The sequence below is a fragment of the Tessaracoccus sp. OH4464_COT-324 genome, assembly GCF_003932855.1.
Classification (GTDB): Bacteria; Actinomycetota; Actinomycetes; order Propionibacteriales; family Propionibacteriaceae; genus Arachnia.
This window is the reverse complement of sequence record NZ_RQYZ01000006.1, coordinates 109,988-132,121: the sequence shown is the minus strand read 5'-3', so window position 1 is coordinate 132,121 and position 22,134 is coordinate 109,988. Positions and strand designations below refer to the sequence as shown.

The window sequence follows — 22,134 nt, the reverse complement described above, 5'->3', positions numbered from 1 at the left end:
TACCCTGATAAGCCTCCAACTGAATGAAAGCATCCTCCGCATAAGCAAGACAACTGAACTGCCCATTAATACTGTTATGACCGCAAGTCAACCGCCCCACATAATGCGCATCCGAGAAACGAGCCACATTACGATTAAAGGTATCATGTGGCTCCGCCCCGCGACTGATGCGCAAGATCAGCTCCGGATCATGCCTATCCCCCGACCCATAATACGCATTCGCACGAAAATATAGATACGACTCTTCTGCAAATTCAACGGGAAACTACCGAGCCGCTCAGGCAACCTATAATCATCCAAAGCCAACCCATCAAACATCCGCGGCAACCGCTCAGCCGGCACCACCCCAGTCCAATAATCAGCCTTACGCCAATCCAACCCAAACGACCGACTAGCACTAGGCCCACCCACACCCGAAGAACTCACCACCACCGACGGCCCACCCCCCGCAGCAGAAGACCCCACCACCGACGAAGACTCAACCACAGCAGAAGACCCCACCACCAACGAAGACTCACCCGAAGCCGACACACCCCCACCACGAGGACCCGACCACCACAACACCACCACCAACCCCACCAACACCACCGACAACACACCAATCACCACCCACCACACACCACGCCCACCAGCGCCGACGCCAGCCCGGGACATCATCGGCCCCTCGCTGGCCGGAAGTTGCCGCGCGCGGTGGGCTTCGGGAGCGCGCTAGCCGGCTGCGGGTCGTGCTCGCGCAGGTCGGGGATGTTGCCGGCCGGCTGGCCGGCGAGCGCGCGGCCGTGCGGCCAGCGGCCGCCGCTCAAGATCACGAGGGCGTTGTGCACGGCCTCCAGATCCGCGGACACCAGCTCCAGGGTTTGGCTGAGCCGGGCGCTCATCTGCGCGATCTCGGTGCAGGCGGCGTTCATCAGCTGCGTGAGCCGCCTGGTGGACATGTAGTACTCCGCCCGCTCGGGGCTCTGCCCATCCAGCCGGTGCAGCCGGATCACCTGGCTCAGGATCGAGTGCGTCGCCGCCACCATCGAGGTATTCACGTCTACCCCCAGCTGATAGGCCTCCACCATCACCTTGGTCAGCCCCAGCCACTCGTGGCAGGCCTCGCTTTGCACCTTCGCCATCTGGGTGTAGTCCTCGGCGGCGCGGCCCACCCAGCCCGCCACCCGCTCCCGCGACTCGGCCGACTCGTCGATCTCCGCGACGATGCGCAGGGCCTTCGCCCACTGCCCCTGCTCCGCCTTCAGCAGGGCCGGCACGTGCTGGTGCTGGGCGATGGCGTCGCTGGCCTTCTGCAGCCCCAGCAGCGCGTCGTCGGCATCCTGGATGGCTTGGTTGTTAGCCTCGGCCAGCCACGCCAGATCCGCCTTCGCCTGCGCCGGGTCCGAGGCCCGGGCCAGAAACTCCTGCTGCCAGTCCAGCGACTTCCGGTGGTCCTGGGCCAACACCCGCTTCTTGAGGTCGCTGACCTGCGCCATCATCGCGGCCACGTCTTTCACTTCACTCGCCTCGGCGCTGAGCACCGTCGCAAGATCTGCGGCGCGCGCCCCAACGTCCGTAGCGGCGGGCGTCTCCGATGTGAAGCCACGCAGCACATTCTTCAGCTGTTCGAGCGCCCAGTCGGCGCTCCTTTCCGGCCCAGCCATCACTTCTCTCCAATCTCGTTGGCGCTACTCGCCGCATTGCTTTCGTTGTCCAGATAGGACTGCGCAGAGGACTGCAGCGTTCCCCTGATACCGTCAAACTCGCTGGAGGCTCCCCTGGAGCCGCCCGCCGCGCTAGCAGAAACCGCCTCGAAAAAGCCCACGATGGGCTGCATCAACCCAAAGTCGGTAGGCGACGGCATCGTCGAGCGGCTGCGCTGCGCGCTGTCCGACGTAGCCGCCCACTCGCGCGACATCTCAAGAAGCTTGTCCGGATCCACTTCAAAGCTCACGCCGTCGCCTCCGACCCCGCCGTCGGCCGCACCCGAGGCGCCGCCCCCACCGGAGGCCACCGGCCCGCCGCCTGCGCGGCTGGGCAACCCTCCTGGCCCGCCAGCCGCTGCAGGCGGGGTGTAGTCCGGCGTAGGCGCGGGCCGCCAAGCACCGCCAGGCGGCGCTAGCACAGGGTCTGACTGTCCGCCACCGCCGGGCGGGACACGCCCCCCACCAGGTGATGGAGGCGCGGGTTGCCAGCCGGCGCCCGGAGGCTGGGGCGTGAACCCGCCACCCGGCGGCGGGAAGCCAGGCCTCGCGTCACCACCAGGCCGGGGATATCCCGGGGACGGATACCCGGGTTGCGGATACCCCGGGGGCGGATAGCCGCCGCCAGGCGGCAGGTGGCCTTCGTCTGGCTGCGGGTACCCAGGCCGAGGGTACCCGGGCTGGGGTTGGTACCCGCTTCCCGGAGGGAGAGGCGAGCCGCTGATCAGGCCATGGTAGCGGGGATCACCCGGGTAGATCGGCCCCAGGCTGCCGTCGTGGCGGGGATCGCCGGGCAGGATCGGATCTCCATAGCCCCAGCCCCTGCTACCCCCGGCAGAAGCCGCACCCAGCCCACCAGGCGCCGGGCCGGGCAGAGACCCCCCAGGTAGCGAACCAGGCGTTCCTCCGGGCAGCGCCCCACCAGGTAGTGAGCCCGAAGGCATTCCCCCGGGCAGTGGGCCGGCGGGGACGGTGGGGTTCAGCGGGGTGCCCAGCGGCGCAACCTGTCCAGTGCGCGCCACCGCCTGCACAGTCTGCTGCGCGGACGCCTGCGCGACCCCGCCAGCAGCCTGCGAAGCCGCGCCCGGAACGCCGCCGCCCATCCCGGGACCCATCATCATCGGCGGGGCACCGCCACCGGCCTTGCCGTTGTCCTGGCCGGGTGCGCCCGCCGCGCCTGGGGAGAGCGTCTTCTCCGAAATATCTGAAACATCAACTAAATCATCCGTCTCAAAGCTGATGCCCCAAAACGCGGCCTCCGGCGCCCGCAATCTTTCATCCTCTGGCCAATTACCACCACTCATGGTCGAGCCCATACCCTTTCTGTCTCGATTCCTAATTTCCTTGTTGAAAAACACGCCAGCCGTGACCAGCCACGACTAGTAGCCGATAAAGCTCTTCAGCCCGGCCAGCAACACCTCATGCTGCTCACGCGCAGCCGCTACCGCCGCCTCCGACGCCCGACTCGCCGGAGCATAACGGGAAAACGCGTCCGCCGCAGCCGCGACCACCGCGTCGCGTACCTTGCCCACCTGGGTGCGATTCAGCCAGCCCTCATCGAACCAGGCCAAATCCAGCAGCCCCGCCTCGCTCAACTCCACCTCAGCCCCGGCGAAACGTCCCACCGTCCGCGCAGCCGGCACCGCGCCCTCTACCGCCTGATTGACGACGCTGTCATACAACGCCTCCTGCCGGTCGAGAGCCATCAGCAAGTGATCCAGCGAGACCCCGGGCACAGGCCGGTCGAAGCCGGCCGGCCGGGGCCGCTCAGCTGGCAGCGGAGCGGCGGCAAGCGACAGCGCATAGCGTCTGAAAGCGAAGGTGAACAGCTGAGCCAACGTCTGCCCGGGACGCAACTTCGTGTACCACACCGGGCTAATCCGTACCTTCGTCAACTGGTGATCCGGGCCGAACCATACCCGTACCACACCCCCGCCACCGGGGGCACCCCCAGCGCCAAACCCGCCATCGGCGCCAGCAAACGCTGGCGGCGAAACCACCGCCGATAACCTGGCCGAGGTCTCCTGCACCCGCTGCACTGCCGCCATGGTTTCGGCCAGGTATGCGGAGTCGCTGAGCCCGGTCAGCGCGCTACGCGCGGCCGCCAGTTCGGCCCGAAGCTCCATCTCCTCCCGCCGATCCCCATCAGTCCAAACAGGTGCCGCCGGCACCCCCACGTCCTCGACCTCATCGGCCTCGTCCGAATAAAACACCGGGGCCGTAGGGTCCCACTCGTCATCGAAATAGCTGTGTTGCATGGACGTATTCTCTCAAGACGCGGGGTCATTGCACCACCAGTTGGGCAGGATTATTCGTCCACGCCAGTCTCAAGACGCTGAGGCGACACCCTGCGCTGTGCGCGGCCCCCTGTGCCGCACTTCCGCCACCCAATCGAGGTGCGCCGACGCGCTCCGGACGATCACAGGACGATATGGCCACGTCAGGATTTCGCACTAAGATCAGCCGCATGACCGAACAGCTTTCCCGAATCCCCGACAAGCCGACCCTGGAAGGGTTGGAGGCCAAGTGGGGCAAGATCTGGGCTGAGGAAGGCACCTACGCCTTCCGCCGCCCCGAGCGCCGCGAGGATGTCTTCTCCGTCGACACCCCACCGCCCACCGTCTCGGGAAGCCTGCACGTCGGTCACGTATTCAGCTACACCCACACCGACCTCGTGGCCCGCTACCAGCGGATGCGGGGCAAGGAAGTCTTCTACCCAATGGGGTGGGACGACAACGGTCTGCCCACCGAGCGCCGGGTGCAGAATTACTACGGCGTGCGCTGCGACCCGGCGCTGCCCTACGACCCGGAGTTCACGCCGCCGGCCAAGCCTGATCCGAAGCGGCAACTACCCATTTCCAGGCGCAACTTCATTGAATTGTGCGAGGAGTTGACGGCGATCGACGAGCAGGTGTTCGAGGCGCTATGGCGCACGCTGGGGCTCTCGGTCGACTGGAGTCTGCTGTACACCACGATCGGCTCCGAGACGCAGGCGATCGCGCAGAAGGCATTCCTACGCAACTACGCTCGCGGCGAAGCCTACCTGAGCTACGCGCCCACCCTGTGGGACATCACGTTCCAGACCGCGGTCGCCCAGGCGGAGCTAGAGGCGCGCGACTACGCTGGTGCCTACCATCGGGTGGCGTTCACGAGGCCCGACGGATCCCCCATCTTCATCGAAACCACCCGCCCGGAGCTGCTGGTCAGCGTGTGCGCACTCATCGCGCACCCCGACGACGAGCGCTACCAGGACCTGTTCGGCACCACCGTGACCTCCCCGATCTTCGGCGTCGAGATCCCGGTGCTCGCCCACCCGGACGCGGAGCCAGATAAGGGCGCAGGTATCGCCATGTGCTGCACGTTCGGCGACCTGACCGACGTCACCTGGTGGCGTGAACTCCAGCTCCCCACCCGAACGGTGATCGGCCGCGACGGCCGATTCGCGGCCGAGACGCCCGAGTGGATCGTCAACACCGAGCCCTACCGCTTGCTCGCGGGCAAGACCGCGTTCTCCGCGCGCGAGGCCACCGTCGGGCTGCTGCGCGAGCTGGGCGCCTTGGACGGCGAGCCGAAGCCGACGATGCGCAAGACGAACTTCTACGAGAAGGGCGACAAGCCGCTGGAGATCGTCGCCACCCGCCAGTGGTACATCGGCAACGGCGGCCGCGACGATGCCCTCAAGCAGCAGCTGCTGGCGCGTGGCGAGGAGTTGCAGTGGGTGCCCGAGCACATGCGGCACCGCTACGAAAACTGGGTTGAGGGCCTGAACGGCGACTGGCTGATCTCCCGCCAGCGCTTCTTCGGCGTGCCGTTCCCGGTGTGGTACCCGCTCGACGAGAACCTGGAACCCGACTACGACCACCCGATCGTGCCCGCCGAGGATCAGCTGCCGGTCGACCCGATGAGCCAGCCACCCGCAGGATTCGACGAGTCGGCGCGCGGCCAGGCGGGCGGCTTCGTCGCCGATCCGGACGTGATGGACACGTGGGCCACGTCGTCGCTCACCCCGCAGCTGGCGTGTGGCTGGGAACGCGACGAAGAGCTGTTCAACCTGACCTTCCCGATGGACATCGCGCCCCAAGCGCACGACATCATCCGCACCTGGCTGTTCTCCCGCGTGGTGCGCGCCAACTTCGAGCACGGCTGCCTCCCTTGGCGGCGGGCCACAATCTCCGGCTTCGTGGTGGACCCGGATCGCAAGAAGATGTCGAAGTCGAAGGGCAACGTGGTGGTGCCCACCGACATCCTGGATAAGTTCGGCTCCGACGCAGTGCGCTGGCGAGCCGCGATGGCGCGCCCCGGCCTGGATTCGCCGTTCGACGAGTCCCAGATGAAAGTTGGGCGTCGCCTCGCCATGAAGGTGCTGAACGCCTCCAAGTTCGCGCTCGGCCGCGCCTCCGGCGAGTTCACGCTCAGCCAGGTGACCGACCCGCTCGACTTGGCGATGTTGGCCAGCCTGAAGCAGGTCGTGACAGCAGCCACGGCGGCCTTCGACGCATTCGACTACACGTCGGCCTTGGAAGCCGCCGAGACGTTCTTCTGGTCCTTCTGCGACGACTACGTCGAGCTAGTCAAGGAGCGGGCCTACTCCGAGGGAGCGCAGGCTGACTCCGCCAAGGCCGCCTTGCAGCTGGCCCTGGACGTGCAGCTGCGACTGCTCGCGCCTTTCCTGCCCTATGTGACGGAGGAGACCTGGAGCTGGTTCCGCACGGGCTCCATCCACCGTGCCGCCTGGCCCCAGGCCAGCGAGCTGCCGGACGGCGAGCCCGCGCTCCTCGACGACGTGGCGGCCGCCCTGATCGCGATCCGGGGCGCGAAATCCACCGCCAAGGTGTCCATGCGCACCGAGGTGGTCCAGGCAACGTTCTCGGGCACCGCCGACGTGCTCGCGCGGCTGCGTTCCATCGAATCCGACCTCAGCGCGGTTGGGCGCATCACGACGCTCGCCTGGGTGGAGAGCGACTCGCCGCTCACGGTGGACGTCGAACTCGCCCAGGAATAGCCCCGGCGTAAAACGGGGCGGGGGCCGACGGCCGCGTCGGCCTCTCCCCCGGGGGATGGTCGTCAGGTTGGTGGGCCAGCTGTCAGGTGCTTGGCGACGGGCGCGCTGCGCCGTCGTTGATCGCTGTCGGCCTACGACCGCTGAGCGAGGGCGTTGCCTGCAGGTGAATCCGCTCGATCGGAGGCTTCCGGCACCGGGCGAAGTTGGCTCCAAGCCCCGACGGGCAGGCTCAGCCGCGCGTCAAAACACAACACAGAGGCCACCGGCGCGGGCCGTGAACTTCCACAAGTTACGCCCCGCCCGGTGGTCCTCCCCCGCCTCAATAGCTGGTATCGCCACGGGCGTCGCCGGCGCCCCTACGGAACCGGCGAAACCGCCTCCCGAATCCGCCGTACCTGAACTTTCCCGCGAGCGTAGTGATAGCCCCCAGCACCACGAAGGTCAGGATCGCCCACAGGATTGGCCCCAGCATTTGGAACCACATCCAGAACTCCTGACCGCGGGGATGGTCATCCGTGACGATATTCTCCTCGACGACGGTCTTCGATCCCTTCCCGACCAGCCGCTGCCGGTCTACCAGGAAGGCCTCGACCGCCACCACGCTGCCGGGCTGGAGCTCGGTGGGGCTGTAGACCGTGTACGGCGGCTCCGGAAGGGTCAGCCCCGCGGGGAGTTTCTCCTGCCTAGTCCATGAAACAGCTCCCGTGCATTCGTAGCGCAGCCCCAGGCTCAAACCGTCCACCCGGCAGCTTTCCACTGTGACGGTACCCGTGCGCCAGCCGTCTGCCGAGAACCCGCCCTGCGCCCTGGCAATGCCCCCGCAGGTGTATATGCCCAGCGCGCAGGACAGCACGAGGGATGCGACCACGGCGATGGCGCCCCACGGAGCTTTCCCGCCTTTCTTCGGAGCCTGTGGACGGAAATAATCCGGTCGCGGAGCGTGTTCGGCGGAACTCACTCGACGAGTTCCCCAATGTCATCTGCCGGGTTGCCTGTATTCTCATGGCGCTGGCCTCCGTCGTACTTGCCGAACGGTGGGACGTAGTTCCACGGTTTGGAAGGACTAGCGCCAATACCACCCGCCTGTTCCAGCGATTCCTTGCCCAGCTGATTGGCCCGGTCGAGTTGCTGATCACGCCGCCTGATCTGAGTATCGCCCTTCCTCGTCTCGGTGCGCCTTGCCCGGCCGTCCATCTGCTCCGCGTTTTGATAGTGCTGGTCGGCCCTGCGCTGGCGTTCCGCTGCCCGCTCCTGCGCCTGGTTGCGCCTGTCCAGGGTGGAGCGCGTCGAATCCGCCCGAGCCTTGATGTCGTCAAAGTGCGCGGCGAGCCTGCCCAGCCGCTCAGCGATGTTCTCCAAGAACTTGCCGAACTTCGTGGCCTTCCCAACCAGGTCCGCCGCCTTGCTGAACAGCTTCTGCAGCGAGCGCGCGACCCGCCCCATCACCAGCGCGTACTTTCCGGCTGCCCACGCCATGTAGGCGGCCACCGCCGCACCGAGTGAGGGCACCGCAGCCAGCGCGGCCATGATGCCCTTGCTGACCAGGTCGTTGATCAGCTGCTTGATCAGGGTGATGATGATTTCCTTGAACACGGACACGATGCCCGCAAGACCGTAGCCCAGTTCGGACGCCTTATGCAGGGTGTCGGCCTGGCTGCGCTGCATCTCCACCGCCTGCTCGGCCACCTGACGGAACGCGTCGCGAGCCTGACCTTCCCACTCGCTGAGTGCGCGGTTCACCTGTTCCAGCAGCTGGTTGGCAGACTCCGCTACCCCCTTGGCCGCAGTCTGAAACTGCTCAGCCCAGCTGCGCACCTGGTCCGGGCTGCCGGTGACGGACTCGATCACCCGCTTACAGGGCTCGCAGCGCTCGAAGATCCAGTTGTAGATCGGCTCCAGCAGGTTGCCTACCACCCAGCTGACCGGGTCCAGGAAGGCCCCTAGCAGGTCGAGACCCGCCCCCACCGGCGCCGCCAGGTCGGACACCCCGAACTTGCCGTCCGACCACGCCTTGGCCACGTCGGTGTACTCTTGGCCGAAGGCGCTGCCAACCCCTCGACCATAATTCGCCGCTACCTCAGTCATCCGATGCTCCCCACGAACTGGGTGCACTGTTGCACCGTCTGGTCCTCGTGGTCACGGTAAGCCTTCGCCGTGGCCTTGAGATTTTCACCGAGAGCCTTGTTACCGTGGCCGATGCCGCGGATCAGCTGCTGCGAATAGCTCGTAAATGCGGTGGCTCCCGCCATGAGAGGGGCCAAGAACATGCCAAGCATCAGCGGGTCCGGCTGGCTGAGCTGGCCCGCCACGCCTGAAACTTGCGCGCCCACTGCGATGCACCCTTCGCCGGCGCTATCGAGTGCCTCGGGGTTGACTTTGAATGAAGTCATATTTCGTGGTTTTCCTTCCCTTATCTCTTCCCTACTGGGCTGCCCTGACCTCAAGGACAGCGAGCGAGGGATCCTGCGGGTCGTAGATGCCCGACGCGCTCAGCAGCGCTCTTGCCTCCCTTGCCGCGACCCCCTCCGCCTCGCGAACCCCGGCGACGATGGCCTCCGCCAGTTGCTGGGCGTCGAGCCGCAGCGCGGCAGGGCGAATCGTGAGGTCGTGTATCTGTCCCCAGGCCCCGATCGTCACCGTGAGGTGTTCGGTGTCGTGGGTGACCCGCAGCGCGCGCAGCTCCGGGCCCACCTCTTCGGCGCCGCGCGCCAGCCGCTGCGCGTCGGCGATAATCTCGGCCTGGATCTGTTCCGCCGGCCGGTTGAAGTCGAAGTTTTCCAATCCTGCGGCGGCTTTCAACTCGGCCAGCACTTCCTGGGCATCTGAGCTGTCCATCCGGGTCAGCAGCCGCTCGAACTCGGGATCCTCCGGCAGGTCATCGAGGGTGTAGCTGCGCTCCGGCCCCGGCGGCAACACGGCGCAATCGTCGCCGTCTTCCTCCGCCAGCTCCTCCGGCATGGACCGGCGGATGGTCTCGCTAGCGCCAGGATCCACCACGCTGGCCGCGCAGGCGCGGTTCGCCAGCTGGGCCGCCTCGCGGTAGGCCTCCATCAGGTAGTTGCGCAGCATGGCCGGCGACAACCTGTCGACGTCACCCTCAATCTCGACGCGGCTGAGGCTCCCGTCGGGTCCCACCGCGAGCTCTACCGGCCCGGAGCGCGCCACGCCCTCCGCGGCCGCCAACGCGGCCCGCTGCCGCTCGGCCAGTTCGAAGTGTTCCCCCGCCAGCTGCGCTAGCGCGTCAAGCATTTTCTGCGGATCGTCTTCCGATAACGTGAACATGCGGCGAGTCTATACCCGACCTATGCGCAGCTGGCGGGGTAAACGACCGCGAAAATGCACGCTCCCAAGCCGGACCCGCCGGCCTCAGCTCCGGGGCCCGAAGCGGGGCGCGCCCAGGCTGCGCGGCGCCAACGCCGGGGTGCGCCGCAGCCGGTCGAGTGCCTGCGCGATGGCCGCGTCGAGCTGCGGATCCTTGCTCGACTCCCAGTCCGCCGGCGTCATCTCGACGACGACATCGGGATCCACGCCGTGGTTCTCCACCCGCATGCCCGACTTTTCGAACTGGATCCAGTACCTTGGCTGGGTGACCTCGGTGCCGTCCACGAGCTGGAACCGGCCGTCGATACCAATGACCCCGCCCCAACTGCGTTCGCCCACCACCGGCCCAATCCCATACTCCTGGGCCGCCAGGCACACGATGTCGCCGTCGGAGCCCGCGAACGAGTTCGTCACGAACACCACCGGGCCGCGCATGCCCTGCCTCGGGTAAGTGCCCACCTCCAGGTGGCGTCCGCCAGTGAAGGCGATCACCTTGCGCATCAGCCGCTCGATCACCAACTCCGACGTGTGGCCGCCGTTGTTAAACCGCACGTCGACGATCACCCCGTCGCGCTGGGTGGCCTCGCCGATGAGCCGATGAAACTCGGCCCACCCGGTGGCCACCATATCCGGCACGTGGACGTAGCCGAGCCGCCCACGCGACGCCCGGTCGACGTAGGTGACGTTGCTGCGCACCCACTCGTGGTAGCGCAGCGGCACCTCCGAAGCCACCGGCACGACCGCCACGCGCCGCTTCATGCGGCCACGCGCCAAGGTAAGCTCCACCACCTTCTCCGCCGAGCCCAGCAGCAGTGCCCCGACGTGCGGCGCCTCGCTGGTGGGCCGGCCGTCAATGGCCAGGATCACATCCCCTGGGGCCGCACCTACCCCCGCCGCGCGCAACGGGGAGCGGGCGTGCGGGTCGGACGACTCACCGGGCAGAATCCGCTGGATGACCAGCTCCCGCTTCGAGTTGCGCGTGAACTCTGCCCCCAGCCAGCCAACCCGGGGCGCGTCCACGTCGCCGACAGGTTTCACGTAGGCGTGCGAGGTATTCAGCTCGCCGATGGTCTCCCACAGCAGATCCACCAGATCGTCGTGGGTGGCCAGCCGCGGCAGGAGCCGTCGGTAACGCTCCACAACCCCGAGCCAGTCAACACCGTCCATATCCTCACGCCAGAAGTGGCTGCCCATGAGCCGCGTCGTCTCGTCAAACATCTGGCGCCACTCCTCGGCCGGGTCGATCTCGCGCCGGAGCCTCGTCAGATCAACATTGATCCGGTCCTCGTCCTCGGGTTTGGCGTCCGCCGACTGTACCCAGGCCTCGTCACCGCAACGCACCAGGAGGCGCTCACCGTCGCCGGAGGCCGCCACCGCGTCGCAGGCTTCGACGACAACCGTCGCCTTGCGCTGCTTGAACGAGAAGTGCTCGGCCAAATCCTTGGCCTCCTCGGTGCCGACTCGCCCGTCACCCAGGACAGCGCTGCCCGAGGTGGAGCGGGTCCAGACCACGCCGTCGCGCACAGCCATCAGCTCACGGTACTGGCCGCTGGGAACGGGAAACACCGCCAGGCGATCCTCGAAACCCTCGGCGTCCAACGTCACGGCCTCCTCGGTCTTCTCCCCGGACTTGGCCGCGCCCTCCTCTCCCGAGCCGTCGTCGCCCTCGCTGATCTGCCAGCCATCGGCGCTCACCCCGAACGGAGACGGCTCCTCCGCGCTCAGCGGGGCGAGCCAGGGGCGCACCGTGTTGGTGAAGGACAGATCGAAGTTCAGCTCGTCGTAGCTCGGGTCGATAGTGCGCGACGACAGGAACGCGAGGAACTTGCCGTCGGAGCTGAAGGCGGGCGCGTAGTCGTTAAACTGCCCCCGGGTCAGGGTGAAGGGCCGATCCCCCGCCACGTCGTAACCGACGAGCCGGCCGAGTGTGCCCTCGTTGGCGATCGCCTCACGCCAGACCAGGTAGCGGCCGTCGGGCGAGAACGTGAACCCGGTCGCCTCACCGTCTGGCGACCGGCCGATCTTCTTGAGCGACCCCCGAGCCACGTCGAGCAGATATATGGTGCCGTCGTGCGACGCGATGGCCACCTTGCTGCCCGCGGAGTTCGACGCCAGGTCGAGCACCCGCCCCACCCTGCCCTGCGCCAGACGTCGCGCGGAGCCGTCGCCGTCGACCGCCTTGATCTCCAGGCAGTCCTCGCCGTCCGGGTCGGTGGCCCAGATCGCCTTGCCCGACCTGCCCAGCAGCCGCGGCTCACGAATCCGCGCCCCGGGCGCATCCGCCAGCATCCGGGCGGGGCCGGAGCGGTGGGTGAGGAAGTACGCGGCCCCACGCCACTCCACGAGCGAGCCGTCGCCGCCGTGGTCCGGCGCCATCGTCTCCAGGCGATCGTGGGGTGAAAGGAAGACGGGCTGCGGCCGGCTGACGGCGGTGCGGAAGTCCAGCAGCTCGGGGCGTCCCTCCAGGGAGGTCATGTAGTACAGTTCGCCGCGCGCATGGTAGACAATGCCCTTGCCGTCGGTGGTGGCGTCGCGAACATAGCCCTGCTCGACGCTGTGGAAGGTGTGCTGCTTCAGGTCACGCCCGGTTGCGGTGACGCTCCACAGCTGAGCCTGGCAACGCCCCGACTCCCCAATGTCGGAGGTGAAGATGATCCGGTCCCCGAACCAGCGAGGCCCCGCCAGGCTGGCCGGCTCATGCGGCAAGATGCGCCGCCAGTCTTCCTTGCCATCCGGGGACACCCAGAGCCGCACGGCCATGCCGCCCCGGTAGCGTTTCCAGCTCTCCGGCCCTTGAAAGTTTGGGCTCGCGACGACGGTGCCCTTGCGCCCGAAGGCCGCGTCCATCGCGAGGCCCAGCTCCAGCCTGCGCACGTAGCCCCCCAGCGAAACCGAGTACAGGTAGGTGAGCCCCCGCGAAACAGTCTCATGCGCCGAGGCCAGCAGAACATGGTCGGAATCAACCCAACCGGAGACATGCATCCGAGTGGCACTCAGCCAGGTCAACCGACGCGAATTGCCATCGACGTCGGTGACGTAGAGATCGTGGCCACCCCCCGTGGTAGCCACGTAGGCGATGTGCTTGCCGTCAGGCGAGAAGCGTGGGCTGCGCGGCGTCTCCTCGCCCCGGGTCAAACGGTGCGCCTGACCGCCGCTGGTCTCGCCCAGCCAAAGATCATCGTCGGCGACAAAAACTACGGTATTGCCGTGGAGGTGGGGATAGCGCCGGTAGCCGTGGGTCATGATCCCAAAGCTTAGCCATTAGGCGTCGAAAACCTCGACCCACGATCAATCACGGCGCGCAGCACGACCACCGCGACGGCAAACCACGCCGCGCGCCCAGCCGCCTCTCCCGCGCCCCTCGGGCGGGGCACCGCAGCGGGATAGCTGCCGGAGATTCGTAGACAAGGCCTAGGCCGTCAGCCCCCGTCGAGCCTCGATCTCGTCGCGGGTGATGAGCTGCGGGGAGTCCGCTCCGGTCACCGCGTCCGCCGTGACCCTGACCAGCACCACGTCCTCGTCGCTCGGCACCTCAAACATCACATCCAGCAGCAGGTTCTCGACGATGGAGCGCAGCCCGCGCGCCCCTGTGCCGCGCGCCAGGGCCAGCTCCGCGATCTCCTCAATCGCGTCCTCAGTGAACTCCAACTCGACGCCGTCCAGGTCGAGCAGCCTCTGGTACTGCTTGGTGAGCGCATTCTTCGGCTCCGTCAGAATCCGCATCAGCGCATCCTTGTCGAGCGGGGCGACGTTGGTGATCATCGGCAGTCGGCCAACGAACTCGGGGATCAGCCCGAAGGCGTGCAGATCCTCGGGCCGCACGTCGTCCAGCGGATCGTCAGACAGCACCTTGATGGGGTCATCGTTGATGAAACCAACCGGCTGCTTGCCCACGCGCCTGCTCACGATCTCCTCAAGACCGGCGAAGGCACCACCCACGATGAACAGAATCTTGCGGGTGTCGATCTCCAGAAACTCCTGGTGCGGATGTTTACGCCCGCCCTGCGGGGGCACCGCAGCCACCGTTCCCTCGATGATCTTCAGCAGCGCCTGCTGCACGCCCTCACCGGAGACGTCGCGGGTGATAGACGGGTTCTCCGCCTTGCGCGCCACCTTGTCGATCTCATCAATGTAGATGATGCCCCGCTCAGCACGCTTGATGTCAAAGTCGGCGGCCTGGATCAGCTTGAGCAGGATGTTTTCCACGTCCTCGCCGACATAGCCCGCCTCGGTGAGCGCAGTGGCGTCGCACATCGCGAACGGGACGTTCAACATCCGGGCCAGCGTCTGCGCCAGGTAGGTCTTGCCGCAGCCGGTGGGGCCGATGAGCAGCACATTGGACTTGCCCATCTCCACCTCCTCGGCGTCGCTGCGACGCGCCTTGCGCGGCTCCGTGCGGGTGCGCTTGTAGTGGTTGTAGACCGCCACGGACAGCGACTTCTTAGCCCGCTCCTGGCCGATGACGTAGCTGTCGAGAAACTCGCAGATCTCGCGCGGCTTCGGCAACGCCGCGCGCGCCACCACCTCCGGGCTATCCGCAAATTCTTCCTCGATCATCTCGCTGCACACCGTGATGCACTCATCACAGATGTAAACACCAGGACCGGCGATAAGCCGCTTGACCTGCTTCTGCGATTTGCTGCAGAAGTCGCATTTGTAGACCTCGGGGGCGTCTCCGCGCACCACATGCCCCTTTCGTTTGCCGACGACATACAGCCTACCGACTCCCGGGGGCATTCCGGCACTGCGACGCGAACCTTCTCAGCCCAGCACCGGTTTCGTCAACCAGGTGTCCAGCCAGCGACGAGCCAGCGCGCGCCAGCGGGGCCGGTACGAGTACACCGCGGCCAGCCGAAGCGCCGTCGCCGCCTGCGCCAGCTGCACCCGGTGCGGACTCACCCCGGCATGCCCAGCGGCCGTCATCACCGCCTGCAACACGACGTCGGCCTCCGCCCTGCTCCAGGTGCCCTGCACCGCGCGCCACACGGCGTGCACGGCCAGGTTGCCCAGATCCAGCGCCGGTTCCGCCAGGGATAGCGTGTCCAGGTCCAGAATGCTCAGCTGCCCTGTCTCGGGGTCGTAGAGCATCTGGCCGTCGTGCAAATCCCGGTGGGAGAGAGCCAGCGCCGGGCTCTCCGCGACGAGCCGCTCACCAATCCGGCGAGCGGCGGCCCGCGCGGCGCCCGAGCCATCGTCGATCAGCCCGCGCCCCACCGCCGTGCCGATCCAGTGCTCCAACACCTGCGCTTCGTCCGCCGGCCTATGCACGACCAGGCCCTCCGGTAGCTGCGCGATGAACCCGGGCCACAGTTGTGCCCAACGGTCCCACGCCGCCTGCCACGACTCGCCGGCCCGCTTCAAGCCCACCCCCGGCAGCCGGTCGGTCGCCAACACCCCGGGAGCGACGAGCCTCGGCGTCGCCGTCGTGAACCCCGCCGCGCTGGCCAGCTCCGCACCAAACGCGTTCACCCGCAGCAGGCCGTCGGCCTTCTTCGAGCGCACCACCTTCCAAAACTCGTCCCCGTTGCGCAGCACCGCCCGCTTTCCCGCGCGGTGCCCCACCAGCTCGCCGGGCGCGTCGGCGAGCTGCGGCAGCTTCGGGTCGTGCTTACTGGGTGGGATGTCCGCCTCGAATCCGTCCGCCGTCGCCACGATCCGGCCCGCCCGGACGGCCCCGCTCGCGTCGCGGCCCTCGACCACGAAGGTCTCATCAGCCGTCGGCCAGGCGCGCTCGATCTCCACGCCCGCGATACTCAACGGAATCCTCATCACAACCACTCTCCCAGTTGATTCAGCCTGTCCGAGATCAGCTCACGCCAGCGTGGGTTGGCCTCCCGGAACGGGTCCAGGACCCGGTTGGCCAGCCCAACGAACACCCACTGCTGCCAGGCAACCGGCTGTCCGTAGCCCCCGACGAGATGCTCGGTGGTGGGCTCCTGTCCGTGCAAGATTTCAACGGCATGGTAACTGCCGATGTCCAGCCCTCTGGGCGCCATGGTGAACCGGTCAAAGTCGATGAGCTTGACCCCCCTACCCACCAAGATTTGGTCGGCCGAGAAGTCACCGTGGCAGGAAACGAGATCGTCCTGCGGCAGCTCCCGCCTGGCCAGCAGCTCCGCGAAACGCCTGCCCAAGTAAGGGTCGAGCTGACCGAGGTCCGTCGCCAGCTGCGCCAGCTGACGCCCGGGCTGCAACACCGTCGTGGCACCGACTCGGTGCACCGCCGCCAGTTCGCGGCCCGCCCGGCGGGCCCAGCCAGTCCGATCGCCCGAGTAGGCCAACAGATCTCCGCCAGGCTGCCACGGCCACACGCTCACATGCTCGTCCGCGGCCATGGCGGCGATCGTCGACACCCGCCCGGCCCGCAGTTGAAGCGCGCGGTCCGCGAGCGCCGCTGCCTCCCCTTCCTGGGCGTGCAGCCGAACCCCGACGATGTGCTCGCCCCAGCGGGCCCGGTACAGGGCACGACGCGCGGGGTTGTAGCGCACCAGCGTCGCGTCCTGCAGGAATGGTGCCGCCTCGCGCGCGGCGCCGAGCAGCCGGGTGTCGCTCTCCGCCCGGCCGTAGACGATCGTGGCGTGCTCCGTCTCCACCACCGGCAGACGGTAGCCGCTGCGGCGAGCCCGCCGCAGCGTGTTGTCCACCTTGACCAACTCCACCGGGGCGACGGCCAGCGCCCAGCCCGAACCGCCGTCGGGAAACTCCAAGGTGGCGAGCGTGGAGTGCCACGCCTTGTGTCTGATCCCCACCGCGCGGGCGGGCCTGCCCAGCGTTGTGCTGAGCAGGTCCTCGTCGAAAAACACCTCCGCCGTAGCCAGTGCGCTAGTCACCGCCCGCCTCCTTGCCGTCCGACATATATAGCTCGCCCGGGCCCTGCCAGATGAGGCGGCCCGCCTCCAGCTTAAGTACCCAGTCGCACTCCGCAGCCACCTCGTCGTCGTGGGTGACGACGATCGTGGTTTTGCCCTCGGTGAGCTGGGCGATGGCCGACATCACCGCTTCGGCGTTCTCGCCGTCCAGCCCGGTGGTCACCTCGTCGAGCACGACGATGGGTGCCGACCGCAGGAACGCGCGAGCGATCGACAGGCGCTGCCGCTGACCGCCCGACAGTGTGGAGCCGCGCTCGCCGATCACCGTCTCGTAACCCTGCGGCATCCGCTCAATGAAGTCGTGGGCCCGGGCCAGCTTGGCGGCCTCGACGACCTCCTCGTCCGTGGCCTCCAGCCGCCCCAGCCGGATGTTATCCATGACCGAACCGGTGAACAGCACCGCCTCCTGCTGCACCAGCGCCACCTGCGAGCGCAGGAACTCCACCTCCAGCGAACGAATGTTCATGCCGTCCACCATGATGGTGCCGGTGCTGGGGTCGATGAGGCGCGGGATCAGCGAGGCCAGCGTCGACTTGCCGGAACCGGAATGCCCGACGAAGGCCACCCGCTCCCCCGGGACGATCTCGAAATCGATGTCGTGCACCACCGGGTGCTTGCCGTCGAACTCCACGGACACCTTGCTGAACCGCAGGCCACCCTCCAGCTTCGACACCTCTCGGGGATTGGACACCGTGCGAACCTCCGGCCGGATATTCAGCACGTCCGCCACCCGCTCGCCCGACGCCGTGGCCCGCGCTATGCGACCGGTGTACTTCGCCATGTCGCGCAGCGGCTTCATGGCCGTCTTCAGGTAAGTGGTGAACACGATGAGGTCGCCCAGCGACATCGCCTGGCTCAGCACGCGCCAGCCACCAAACAGCAGCACCACGGCAGAGGCGATGCCCACCAGCAGATCGGTGCGGCGCTCCAGGCCGGCCGCCAGCCGACGCGACTTCACGCCGTCGCGCAGGGAGCGAGTGTTGGAGCCGCTGAACCGGTCGCTCAGGTGCTCCTCCAGGCTGTAGGCCTGCACCACCTGGATCGCGCCCAGGGTCTCCTGAGCGATGTTCGCGAGGTCGCCCTCTGCTTTGCGGGTCTTGCGCGATGCGGAGGTGATCTTCTTCGTCGAGGTGCGAGAGGAGAGCCAGAACAGGGCCACGGTGGTGACCACCACGGCGGCGAGCACCGGATCCAAAACCAGCATCACGATCGTCATCGCGACGAGCGTGATGAGGTTCGCGATCATCGGCAATCCGGCGGTAACCGCCACCTCCTGCAGGCGCCCGACGTCAGAAATGAGCCGCTGCACCAGGTCGCCGGAGCGGTTCTTCGAGTAGTAGCGCTTCGACAGCCTGGCCACATGCTCGAACACCCGGCCGCGAATCTCGGTGGCCACCCGGGAGCCCACGAGGGAGAAGGCCACGGTGGCCAGGTAGTTCGCGAAGGCTCTGAGCCCAACGAGCACCACCGTCGCGATACCCGCCAGGATCAGCAGCGTGACGCTGGCCTCCGGACCACCGCCCGTCTCCGCGCCAAGCGAACGCGACAGCGCATCCACCACGATTTTCATCGGCCACGGCTCGAAAACGCGCAACGCCACATCTGCCAGCAGCGCAAGCACGCCGCCGAGCATGAGCATCCGATGCTTGCCCAGGTGGGGCCGGACGATGCTGAATGTCGCCTGCGCCGCGCTACGCTCAGGTTGTTTCTTCATCCCGCTCTCCTCGAATCCGCTCCAATACCTTCGCCCAGCTGTGTTCCCGCGCCATCAGTTCGCGTCCGGCCAGGCCCAGTCGGCGCGCCCGGTCCGGGGCGCTCACCAGGGAGTCGATGGCGCTCGCCAGGCTCTCGGGCTGCGACGGCGGCACGAGCAGCCCCGTCTCTCCGTCGGCCACGATCGCCGGAATCTGCCCGACGTTGCTCGCGACCACCGGCAGCGCGGCGGCCGAGTACTCGAACACCTTGAGCGGCGAGAAGTACTGGTCCTCCTGCTCCGGGTAGGGAGCCACTGCAACCCAGGCACCCGCCATCGCATCCGGGATCTCCGACGGCGCCACCGCCCCGACAAACTCGACGTCGACGCCCAACTCTGCGGACAATCCCTCCAGGCGGGCGCGCTCCGGGCCATCGCCGACGATGCGCAGCCGCCAGGGCTGACGGGCCAGCGCGGCGGCCCGAATCAGATCCTCCGTGCCGTGCCAGGGCTTCAGCGTGCCGACGAACAGCACCACCGGCTCCGGCCCCTGCTCCACCGGCCGAATCCGTTCCAGGTTCACCCCGTTAGCGGCCACGACGATGCGCTCGGCCAGGTCAGGATCTCCACCGACACGCAGGCACCAGTCCGCGACGTCCTGGGAAACGGTCGCCACCCTCCGGGCTGCCCGCAGCTGCGCGCGGAGTTCCGCCCAGCAGCGCTCCTCGTCGACCAGGATCCGGTGCTTCAGCTGTTCTTCGACGAGGGGAGCGTTCACCTCCAGATACCCGGGGATGCCAAGCTTGGCGCTCACCTGCGCCAGCACGGTCGAGAACAGCGAGTAACGCTCGTACACTGCCCGCGCGCCGGAGAGTTTGATCATCCGGGCGATCTGCTGGGCAGCGGCCGCCACTTCCCGTTCCCGGCTGGCGGCGCGCTCCCGCTCGGTGGCTCCCGTGCCCTTCCCCACCGGGATGTGAGTCACCGGCACGTCCGCCAGGTCGGCGGGGCGCTCGTCGCCGAGTCGCGTGCAGTAAATATGCACATCGTGGCCGAGCGCACGCCAGGCCCGAACGATCTCCTGGATGTGTACCGAGGCACCCTTCGTGCCGAATACGGGGATGCCAGGATCCACGCAAACGTAGGCGATCATCGGTTCACCGCCTGAACTTTGAGCGCCTGCACGGCCGAATCGTGCTCCTGCTCCACATAGGCTCGCCCGGAGCGCGCCACCTGACGGTACGGGAAGCTGGGGCTGGCCAGCGCAACCAGCGCGTCGCTCAGCGACGCGTGGTCGCCAGGTTCGAGGAGGATCCCCGTCTCCGGTTCCTCAATCGTGCCCCGGATCGCTTCCGGGATACCCGTAACCCGGGTGGAGACCACGACGACGCCTTTGGCCATCGCCTCCAACAGCACGGTGGGCAGACCATCCGCGTTGCCGTCAGCTCCGACGACGCAGGGCGCGGCCATCACGTCGGCCCACTCCAGCAACCGCACGATCTCGCTCTGCGAGCGAGGACCCAGGAAAGTGACGCAGTCGGCGACGCCGAGGACGTTCGCGAGGTGGGTGAGTTCACGCAGGAGGCCACCATCGCCCGCGATGCGCACATCGCACTCCGTGCCGCGGGCGCGGGCCTCGCTCACGGAGCGCAGCAGGATGTCGAATCCCTTCTTTTCCACCAGACGCCCGACCCCGCACACCTTGAGCGGCCCCTCAATCGGCTGCGGATCGGCGTAGGTGAAGCGGTCGAGCTCAAGCCCGTTGCGCACCAGCTCGACGTGCCCGGCCAACTCCGGGAACCGGGCCAGCAGATAGTCGTAGTTGTATTGGCTGATCGCAATCACCTTGTGTGCCCGCGTGAGCAGCGCACGCAGCAACGCCGGATCGACCTCCTCGTGGAAGATGTCCTTGGCGTGCGTCGTGACCGACCAGGTGATCCCTGTCAGCCCGGCCGCGATGCAGGCCACCCGGGCCGCCGAGGTGGCGAAGTGCGCGTGCAGGTGGGTGACGCCGTCGGAGTGCAGCCGCGACGCGATCTGCACGGCTTGCGCGATATCCCGCCCGTCGCTGCGTTCCAACACCGGCAGCAGTTCTTGGATGCGCTCGAACAGCTGAGGGACGCTCGCCCGCAGCGACAGCAAGGACTCGAACGGCGTCGGCAGCTCGATAGGATGCGAGAGGTGGGTCACGGGCGCCTGAACCATCGCGATCTCCGGATGGAAGCGAGCGTCGCTGGTGGGCCGGGTGGCGTAGATGCGCAGCCGCTCGCCGGCGGCCTCGCGCGCGAGTATCTCGGTGACAATGAAGGTCTCCGAAAAACGTGGGTAAACCTTCAGAACGTATGCGGTGGTCATGCCACGGCCTCCTTGCGGTGAGTGGTGAGGAGTTCGGCTGCGAGCTTCCCAACTCGGCTCAGCCCATCCAGGTGTAGTTGTGTCTTGCTTACGTGCTTGCCCACCGCGGAGGCGAACCAGCCGGTGAGCTGCTGCGGGGTGAGGGTTGCGGCGTCGAGGTAGTCGGCCGCGCCGACGGCGGCCAGCCCCTGCGCCCGGATGAGTTGCTCCTTGCGCGGCTCGCTGCGGGGCACCAGCAGGTGCGGGATCGGCAGAGACAACGCCTCGGTGACGGTGTTGTACCCGGCCATCGAGACCAGCGCCGCCGCGCCGCGCATGGTGGCCAGCCCGTCGGGCACCGTGCGCACGACCCGGGTTCCGGCTCCGGCTTGAGCGGCGATCTCGTGGTATTCCTCGTCGCTCATCTGCGGCCCGGTCACGACGATGTGGTCGTGCCCCTCGGGGGCGACGGCTCCGGCGGCTGCCCGGCAAAGCGCGCCGCCGTCGGCGCCGCCACCCACCATCGTGAGCACATAGGGCCGCTCGGCAGCCACGTCGCGCCGCGGCCGACCGTTCGAGAGGTATCCGGTGTGGGTGACGAGACCGGCCAGCTGGGTGGGCACCTCGCCGGTGCTTAGCGCGTCGTGCACCCGGGGGTCACCGTAGAGCCAGATCGCGTCGTACAGGTCAGCAACCAGATCAGGTGATCCCAAGCGACGCCATTCCGCTGCGGCGGCCTCCGGCTCGTCGAGCACCTCGCGCAGGCCCAGCACTATCGCCACCTGGGGGCGGTCCTCGCGCAGGCGGCGCAGCGCCCATTCGAACTCGCCGCGGAAGCCGAGCGCGTGCCGGTCCACGATCACCAGATCGGGTTCGAAGGCCATCATCGACGACGCCAACAGCTGGGAGCGGATCCTGACAAGCCGCGTCATGGAGACGTCGAGCCTGCGAGGCTGATAGCTGCCGGATTCCTTGCTCAGCCCGGGGAGAGAAACGTGATCGAAACCGGAGGGCAGCTGCTCGGAGACCGAGTCGAAACCGGTGAAGAGCAGCCCGGTGATCTGCCGGTCGGTCTCTGCCGGAATGTGTTCGCTCAAGGCGTGCGCCAGCGCCAGATTGCGGCGCACGTGGCCGAGTCCCAAAGAGTCGTGCGAGTAAAGTGCGATGCGCCACGGGCGCGGGTTACGCGACGAGAACATTGTCGCCTCCTTCCTGCTGGTAAAGAGTCAACCGTGT

At 67.5% G+C, this 22,134-nt stretch carries 16 protein-coding genes; 1 reads left to right on the top strand and 15 read right to left on the bottom strand.

Features of this window, described 5'->3' with window-relative positions:
• Positions 1 to 653: 653 nt before the first annotated feature.
• From EII42_RS05575 to EII42_RS05560, 3 genes are all read right to left on the bottom strand, one after another.
• Complete coding sequence (locus EII42_RS05575; protein ID WP_125171122.1) at positions 654 to 1,640, bottom strand: hypothetical protein; 987 nt, start codon at positions 1,638 to 1,640, stop codon at positions 654 to 656.
• Positions 1,640 to 2,101 (bottom strand): hypothetical protein, encoded by a 462-nt coding sequence (locus EII42_RS05570; protein WP_125171121.1) that lies wholly within the window; start codon positions 2,099 to 2,101, stop codon positions 1,640 to 1,642. Before EII42_RS05570 ends, EII42_RS05575 begins: the two co-directional genes overlap by 1 nt.
• Positions 2,102 to 3,058: 957 nt before the next feature.
• Entirely contained in the window at positions 3,059 to 3,937 is an 879-nt protein-coding gene (locus EII42_RS05560) for a hypothetical protein (RefSeq protein WP_125171120.1), read from the bottom strand.
• A 173-nt stretch (positions 3,938 to 4,110) separates the two neighbouring features.
• On the opposite strand from EII42_RS05560, the gene valS reads away from it, so the two are divergent.
• Positions 4,111 to 6,681 (top strand): valine--tRNA ligase, encoded by a 2,571-nt coding sequence (gene valS, locus EII42_RS05555; RefSeq protein WP_370318098.1) that lies wholly within the window; start codon positions 4,111 to 4,113, stop codon positions 6,679 to 6,681.
• 319 nt (positions 6,682 to 7,000) lie between these two features.
• Here the strand turns inward: valS and EII42_RS05550 are convergent, their stop codons facing one another.
• From EII42_RS05550 to EII42_RS05495, 12 genes are all read right to left on the bottom strand, one after another.
• Positions 7,001 to 7,549 carry a hypothetical protein gene (locus tag EII42_RS05550; protein ID WP_125171118.1) on the bottom strand — a complete coding sequence of 183 codons (549 nt, stop codon included), beginning with the start codon at positions 7,547 to 7,549 and terminating at the stop codon, positions 7,001 to 7,003.
• Positions 7,550 to 7,635: 86 nt separating this feature from the next.
• Positions 7,636 to 8,766 (bottom strand): WXG100 family type VII secretion target, encoded by a 1,131-nt coding sequence (locus EII42_RS05545; RefSeq protein ID WP_125171117.1) that lies wholly within the window; start codon positions 8,764 to 8,766, stop codon positions 7,636 to 7,638.
• Positions 8,763 to 9,071 carry a hypothetical protein gene (locus EII42_RS05540; RefSeq protein WP_125171116.1) on the bottom strand — a complete coding sequence of 103 codons (309 nt, stop codon included), beginning with the start codon at positions 9,069 to 9,071 and terminating at the stop codon, positions 8,763 to 8,765. The genes EII42_RS05545 and EII42_RS05540 overlap by 4 nt, the downstream gene beginning before the upstream one ends.
• Positions 9,072 to 9,102: 31 nt before the next feature.
• Positions 9,103 to 9,963 carry a YbaB/EbfC family nucleoid-associated protein gene (locus tag EII42_RS05535; RefSeq protein ID WP_125171115.1) on the bottom strand — a complete coding sequence of 287 codons (861 nt, stop codon included), beginning with the start codon at positions 9,961 to 9,963 and terminating at the stop codon, positions 9,103 to 9,105.
• A gap of 84 nt (positions 9,964 to 10,047) precedes the next feature.
• Positions 10,048 to 13,245, bottom strand: coding sequence for a S41 family peptidase (locus EII42_RS05530; protein WP_125171114.1), 3,198 nt, complete (start codon positions 13,243 to 13,245; stop codon positions 10,048 to 10,050).
• 168 nt (positions 13,246 to 13,413) lie between these two features.
• Entirely contained in the window at positions 13,414 to 14,739 is a 1,326-nt protein-coding gene (gene clpX, locus EII42_RS05525; protein WP_199729804.1) for an ATP-dependent Clp protease ATP-binding subunit ClpX, read from the bottom strand.
• A 24-nt stretch (positions 14,740 to 14,763) separates the two neighbouring features.
• Positions 14,764 to 15,771, bottom strand: a complete 1,008-nt coding sequence (locus EII42_RS05520; RefSeq protein ID WP_125171113.1) for a phosphotransferase — start codon at positions 15,769 to 15,771, stop codon at positions 14,764 to 14,766.
• Positions 15,771 to 16,832 (bottom strand): phosphotransferase family protein, encoded by a 1,062-nt coding sequence (locus EII42_RS05515; RefSeq protein ID WP_158676417.1) that lies wholly within the window; start codon positions 16,830 to 16,832, stop codon positions 15,771 to 15,773. The genes EII42_RS05520 and EII42_RS05515 overlap by 1 nt, the downstream gene beginning before the upstream one ends.
• The gene (locus EII42_RS05510) at positions 16,825 to 18,585 is read right to left on the bottom strand and encodes an ABC transporter ATP-binding protein (protein ID WP_125171111.1); all 1,761 of its coding nucleotides are present in this window, start codon (positions 18,583 to 18,585) and stop codon (positions 16,825 to 16,827) included. The genes EII42_RS05515 and EII42_RS05510 overlap by 8 nt, the downstream gene beginning before the upstream one ends.
• The gene (locus EII42_RS05505) at positions 18,569 to 19,717 is read right to left on the bottom strand and encodes a glycosyltransferase family 4 protein (RefSeq protein WP_125171110.1); all 1,149 of its coding nucleotides are present in this window, start codon (positions 19,715 to 19,717) and stop codon (positions 18,569 to 18,571) included. Before EII42_RS05505 ends, EII42_RS05510 begins: the two co-directional genes overlap by 17 nt.
• Positions 19,714 to 20,919 carry a glycosyltransferase gene (locus EII42_RS05500; protein ID WP_125171109.1) on the bottom strand — a complete coding sequence of 402 codons (1,206 nt, stop codon included), beginning with the start codon at positions 20,917 to 20,919 and terminating at the stop codon, positions 19,714 to 19,716. The genes EII42_RS05505 and EII42_RS05500 overlap by 4 nt, the downstream gene beginning before the upstream one ends.
• Positions 20,916 to 22,097, bottom strand: a complete 1,182-nt coding sequence (locus EII42_RS05495; protein ID WP_125171108.1) for a glycosyltransferase family protein — start codon at positions 22,095 to 22,097, stop codon at positions 20,916 to 20,918. Before EII42_RS05495 ends, EII42_RS05500 begins: the two co-directional genes overlap by 4 nt.
• Positions 22,098 to 22,134: the final 37 nt, after the last annotated feature.

Bases quoted from the DNA above. Each gene is read 5' to 3' on its own strand.
- EII42_RS05575 (WP_125171122.1), bottom strand. From the start codon at position 1,640: ATGGCTGGGCCGGAAAGGAGCGCCGACTGGGCGCTCGAACAGCTGAAG.
- EII42_RS05560 (WP_125171120.1), bottom strand. From the start codon at position 3,937: ATGCAACACAGCTATTTCGATGACGAGTGGGACCCTACGGCCCCGGTG.
- valS (WP_370318098.1), top strand. From the start codon at position 4,111: ATGGCCACGTCAGGATTTCGCACTAAGATCAGCCGCATGACCGAACAG.
- EII42_RS05545 (WP_125171117.1), bottom strand. From the start codon at position 8,766: ATGACTGAGGTAGCGGCGAATTATGGTCGAGGGGTTGGCAGCGCCTTC.
- EII42_RS05540 (WP_125171116.1), bottom strand. From the start codon at position 9,071: ATGACTTCATTCAAAGTCAACCCCGAGGCACTCGATAGCGCCGGCGAA.
- EII42_RS05535 (WP_125171115.1), bottom strand. From the start codon at position 9,963: ATGTTCACGTTATCGGAAGACGATCCGCAGAAAATGCTTGACGCGCTA.
- EII42_RS05530 (WP_125171114.1), bottom strand. From the start codon at position 13,245: ATGACCCACGGCTACCGGCGCTATCCCCACCTCCACGGCAATACCGTA.
- clpX (WP_199729804.1), bottom strand. From the start codon at position 14,739: ATGCCCCCGGGAGTCGGTAGGCTGTATGTCGTCGGCAAACGAAAGGGG.
- EII42_RS05520 (WP_125171113.1), bottom strand. From the start codon at position 15,771: ATGAGGATTCCGTTGAGTATCGCGGGCGTGGAGATCGAGCGCGCCTGG.
- EII42_RS05510 (WP_125171111.1), bottom strand. From the start codon at position 18,585: ATGAAGAAACAACCTGAGCGTAGCGCGGCGCAGGCGACATTCAGCATC.
- EII42_RS05505 (WP_125171110.1), bottom strand. From the start codon at position 19,717: ATGATCGCCTACGTTTGCGTGGATCCTGGCATCCCCGTATTCGGCACG.
- EII42_RS05500 (WP_125171109.1), bottom strand. From the start codon at position 20,919: ATGACCACCGCATACGTTCTGAAGGTTTACCCACGTTTTTCGGAGACC.
- EII42_RS05495 (WP_125171108.1), bottom strand. From the start codon at position 22,097: ATGTTCTCGTCGCGTAACCCGCGCCCGTGGCGCATCGCACTTTACTCG.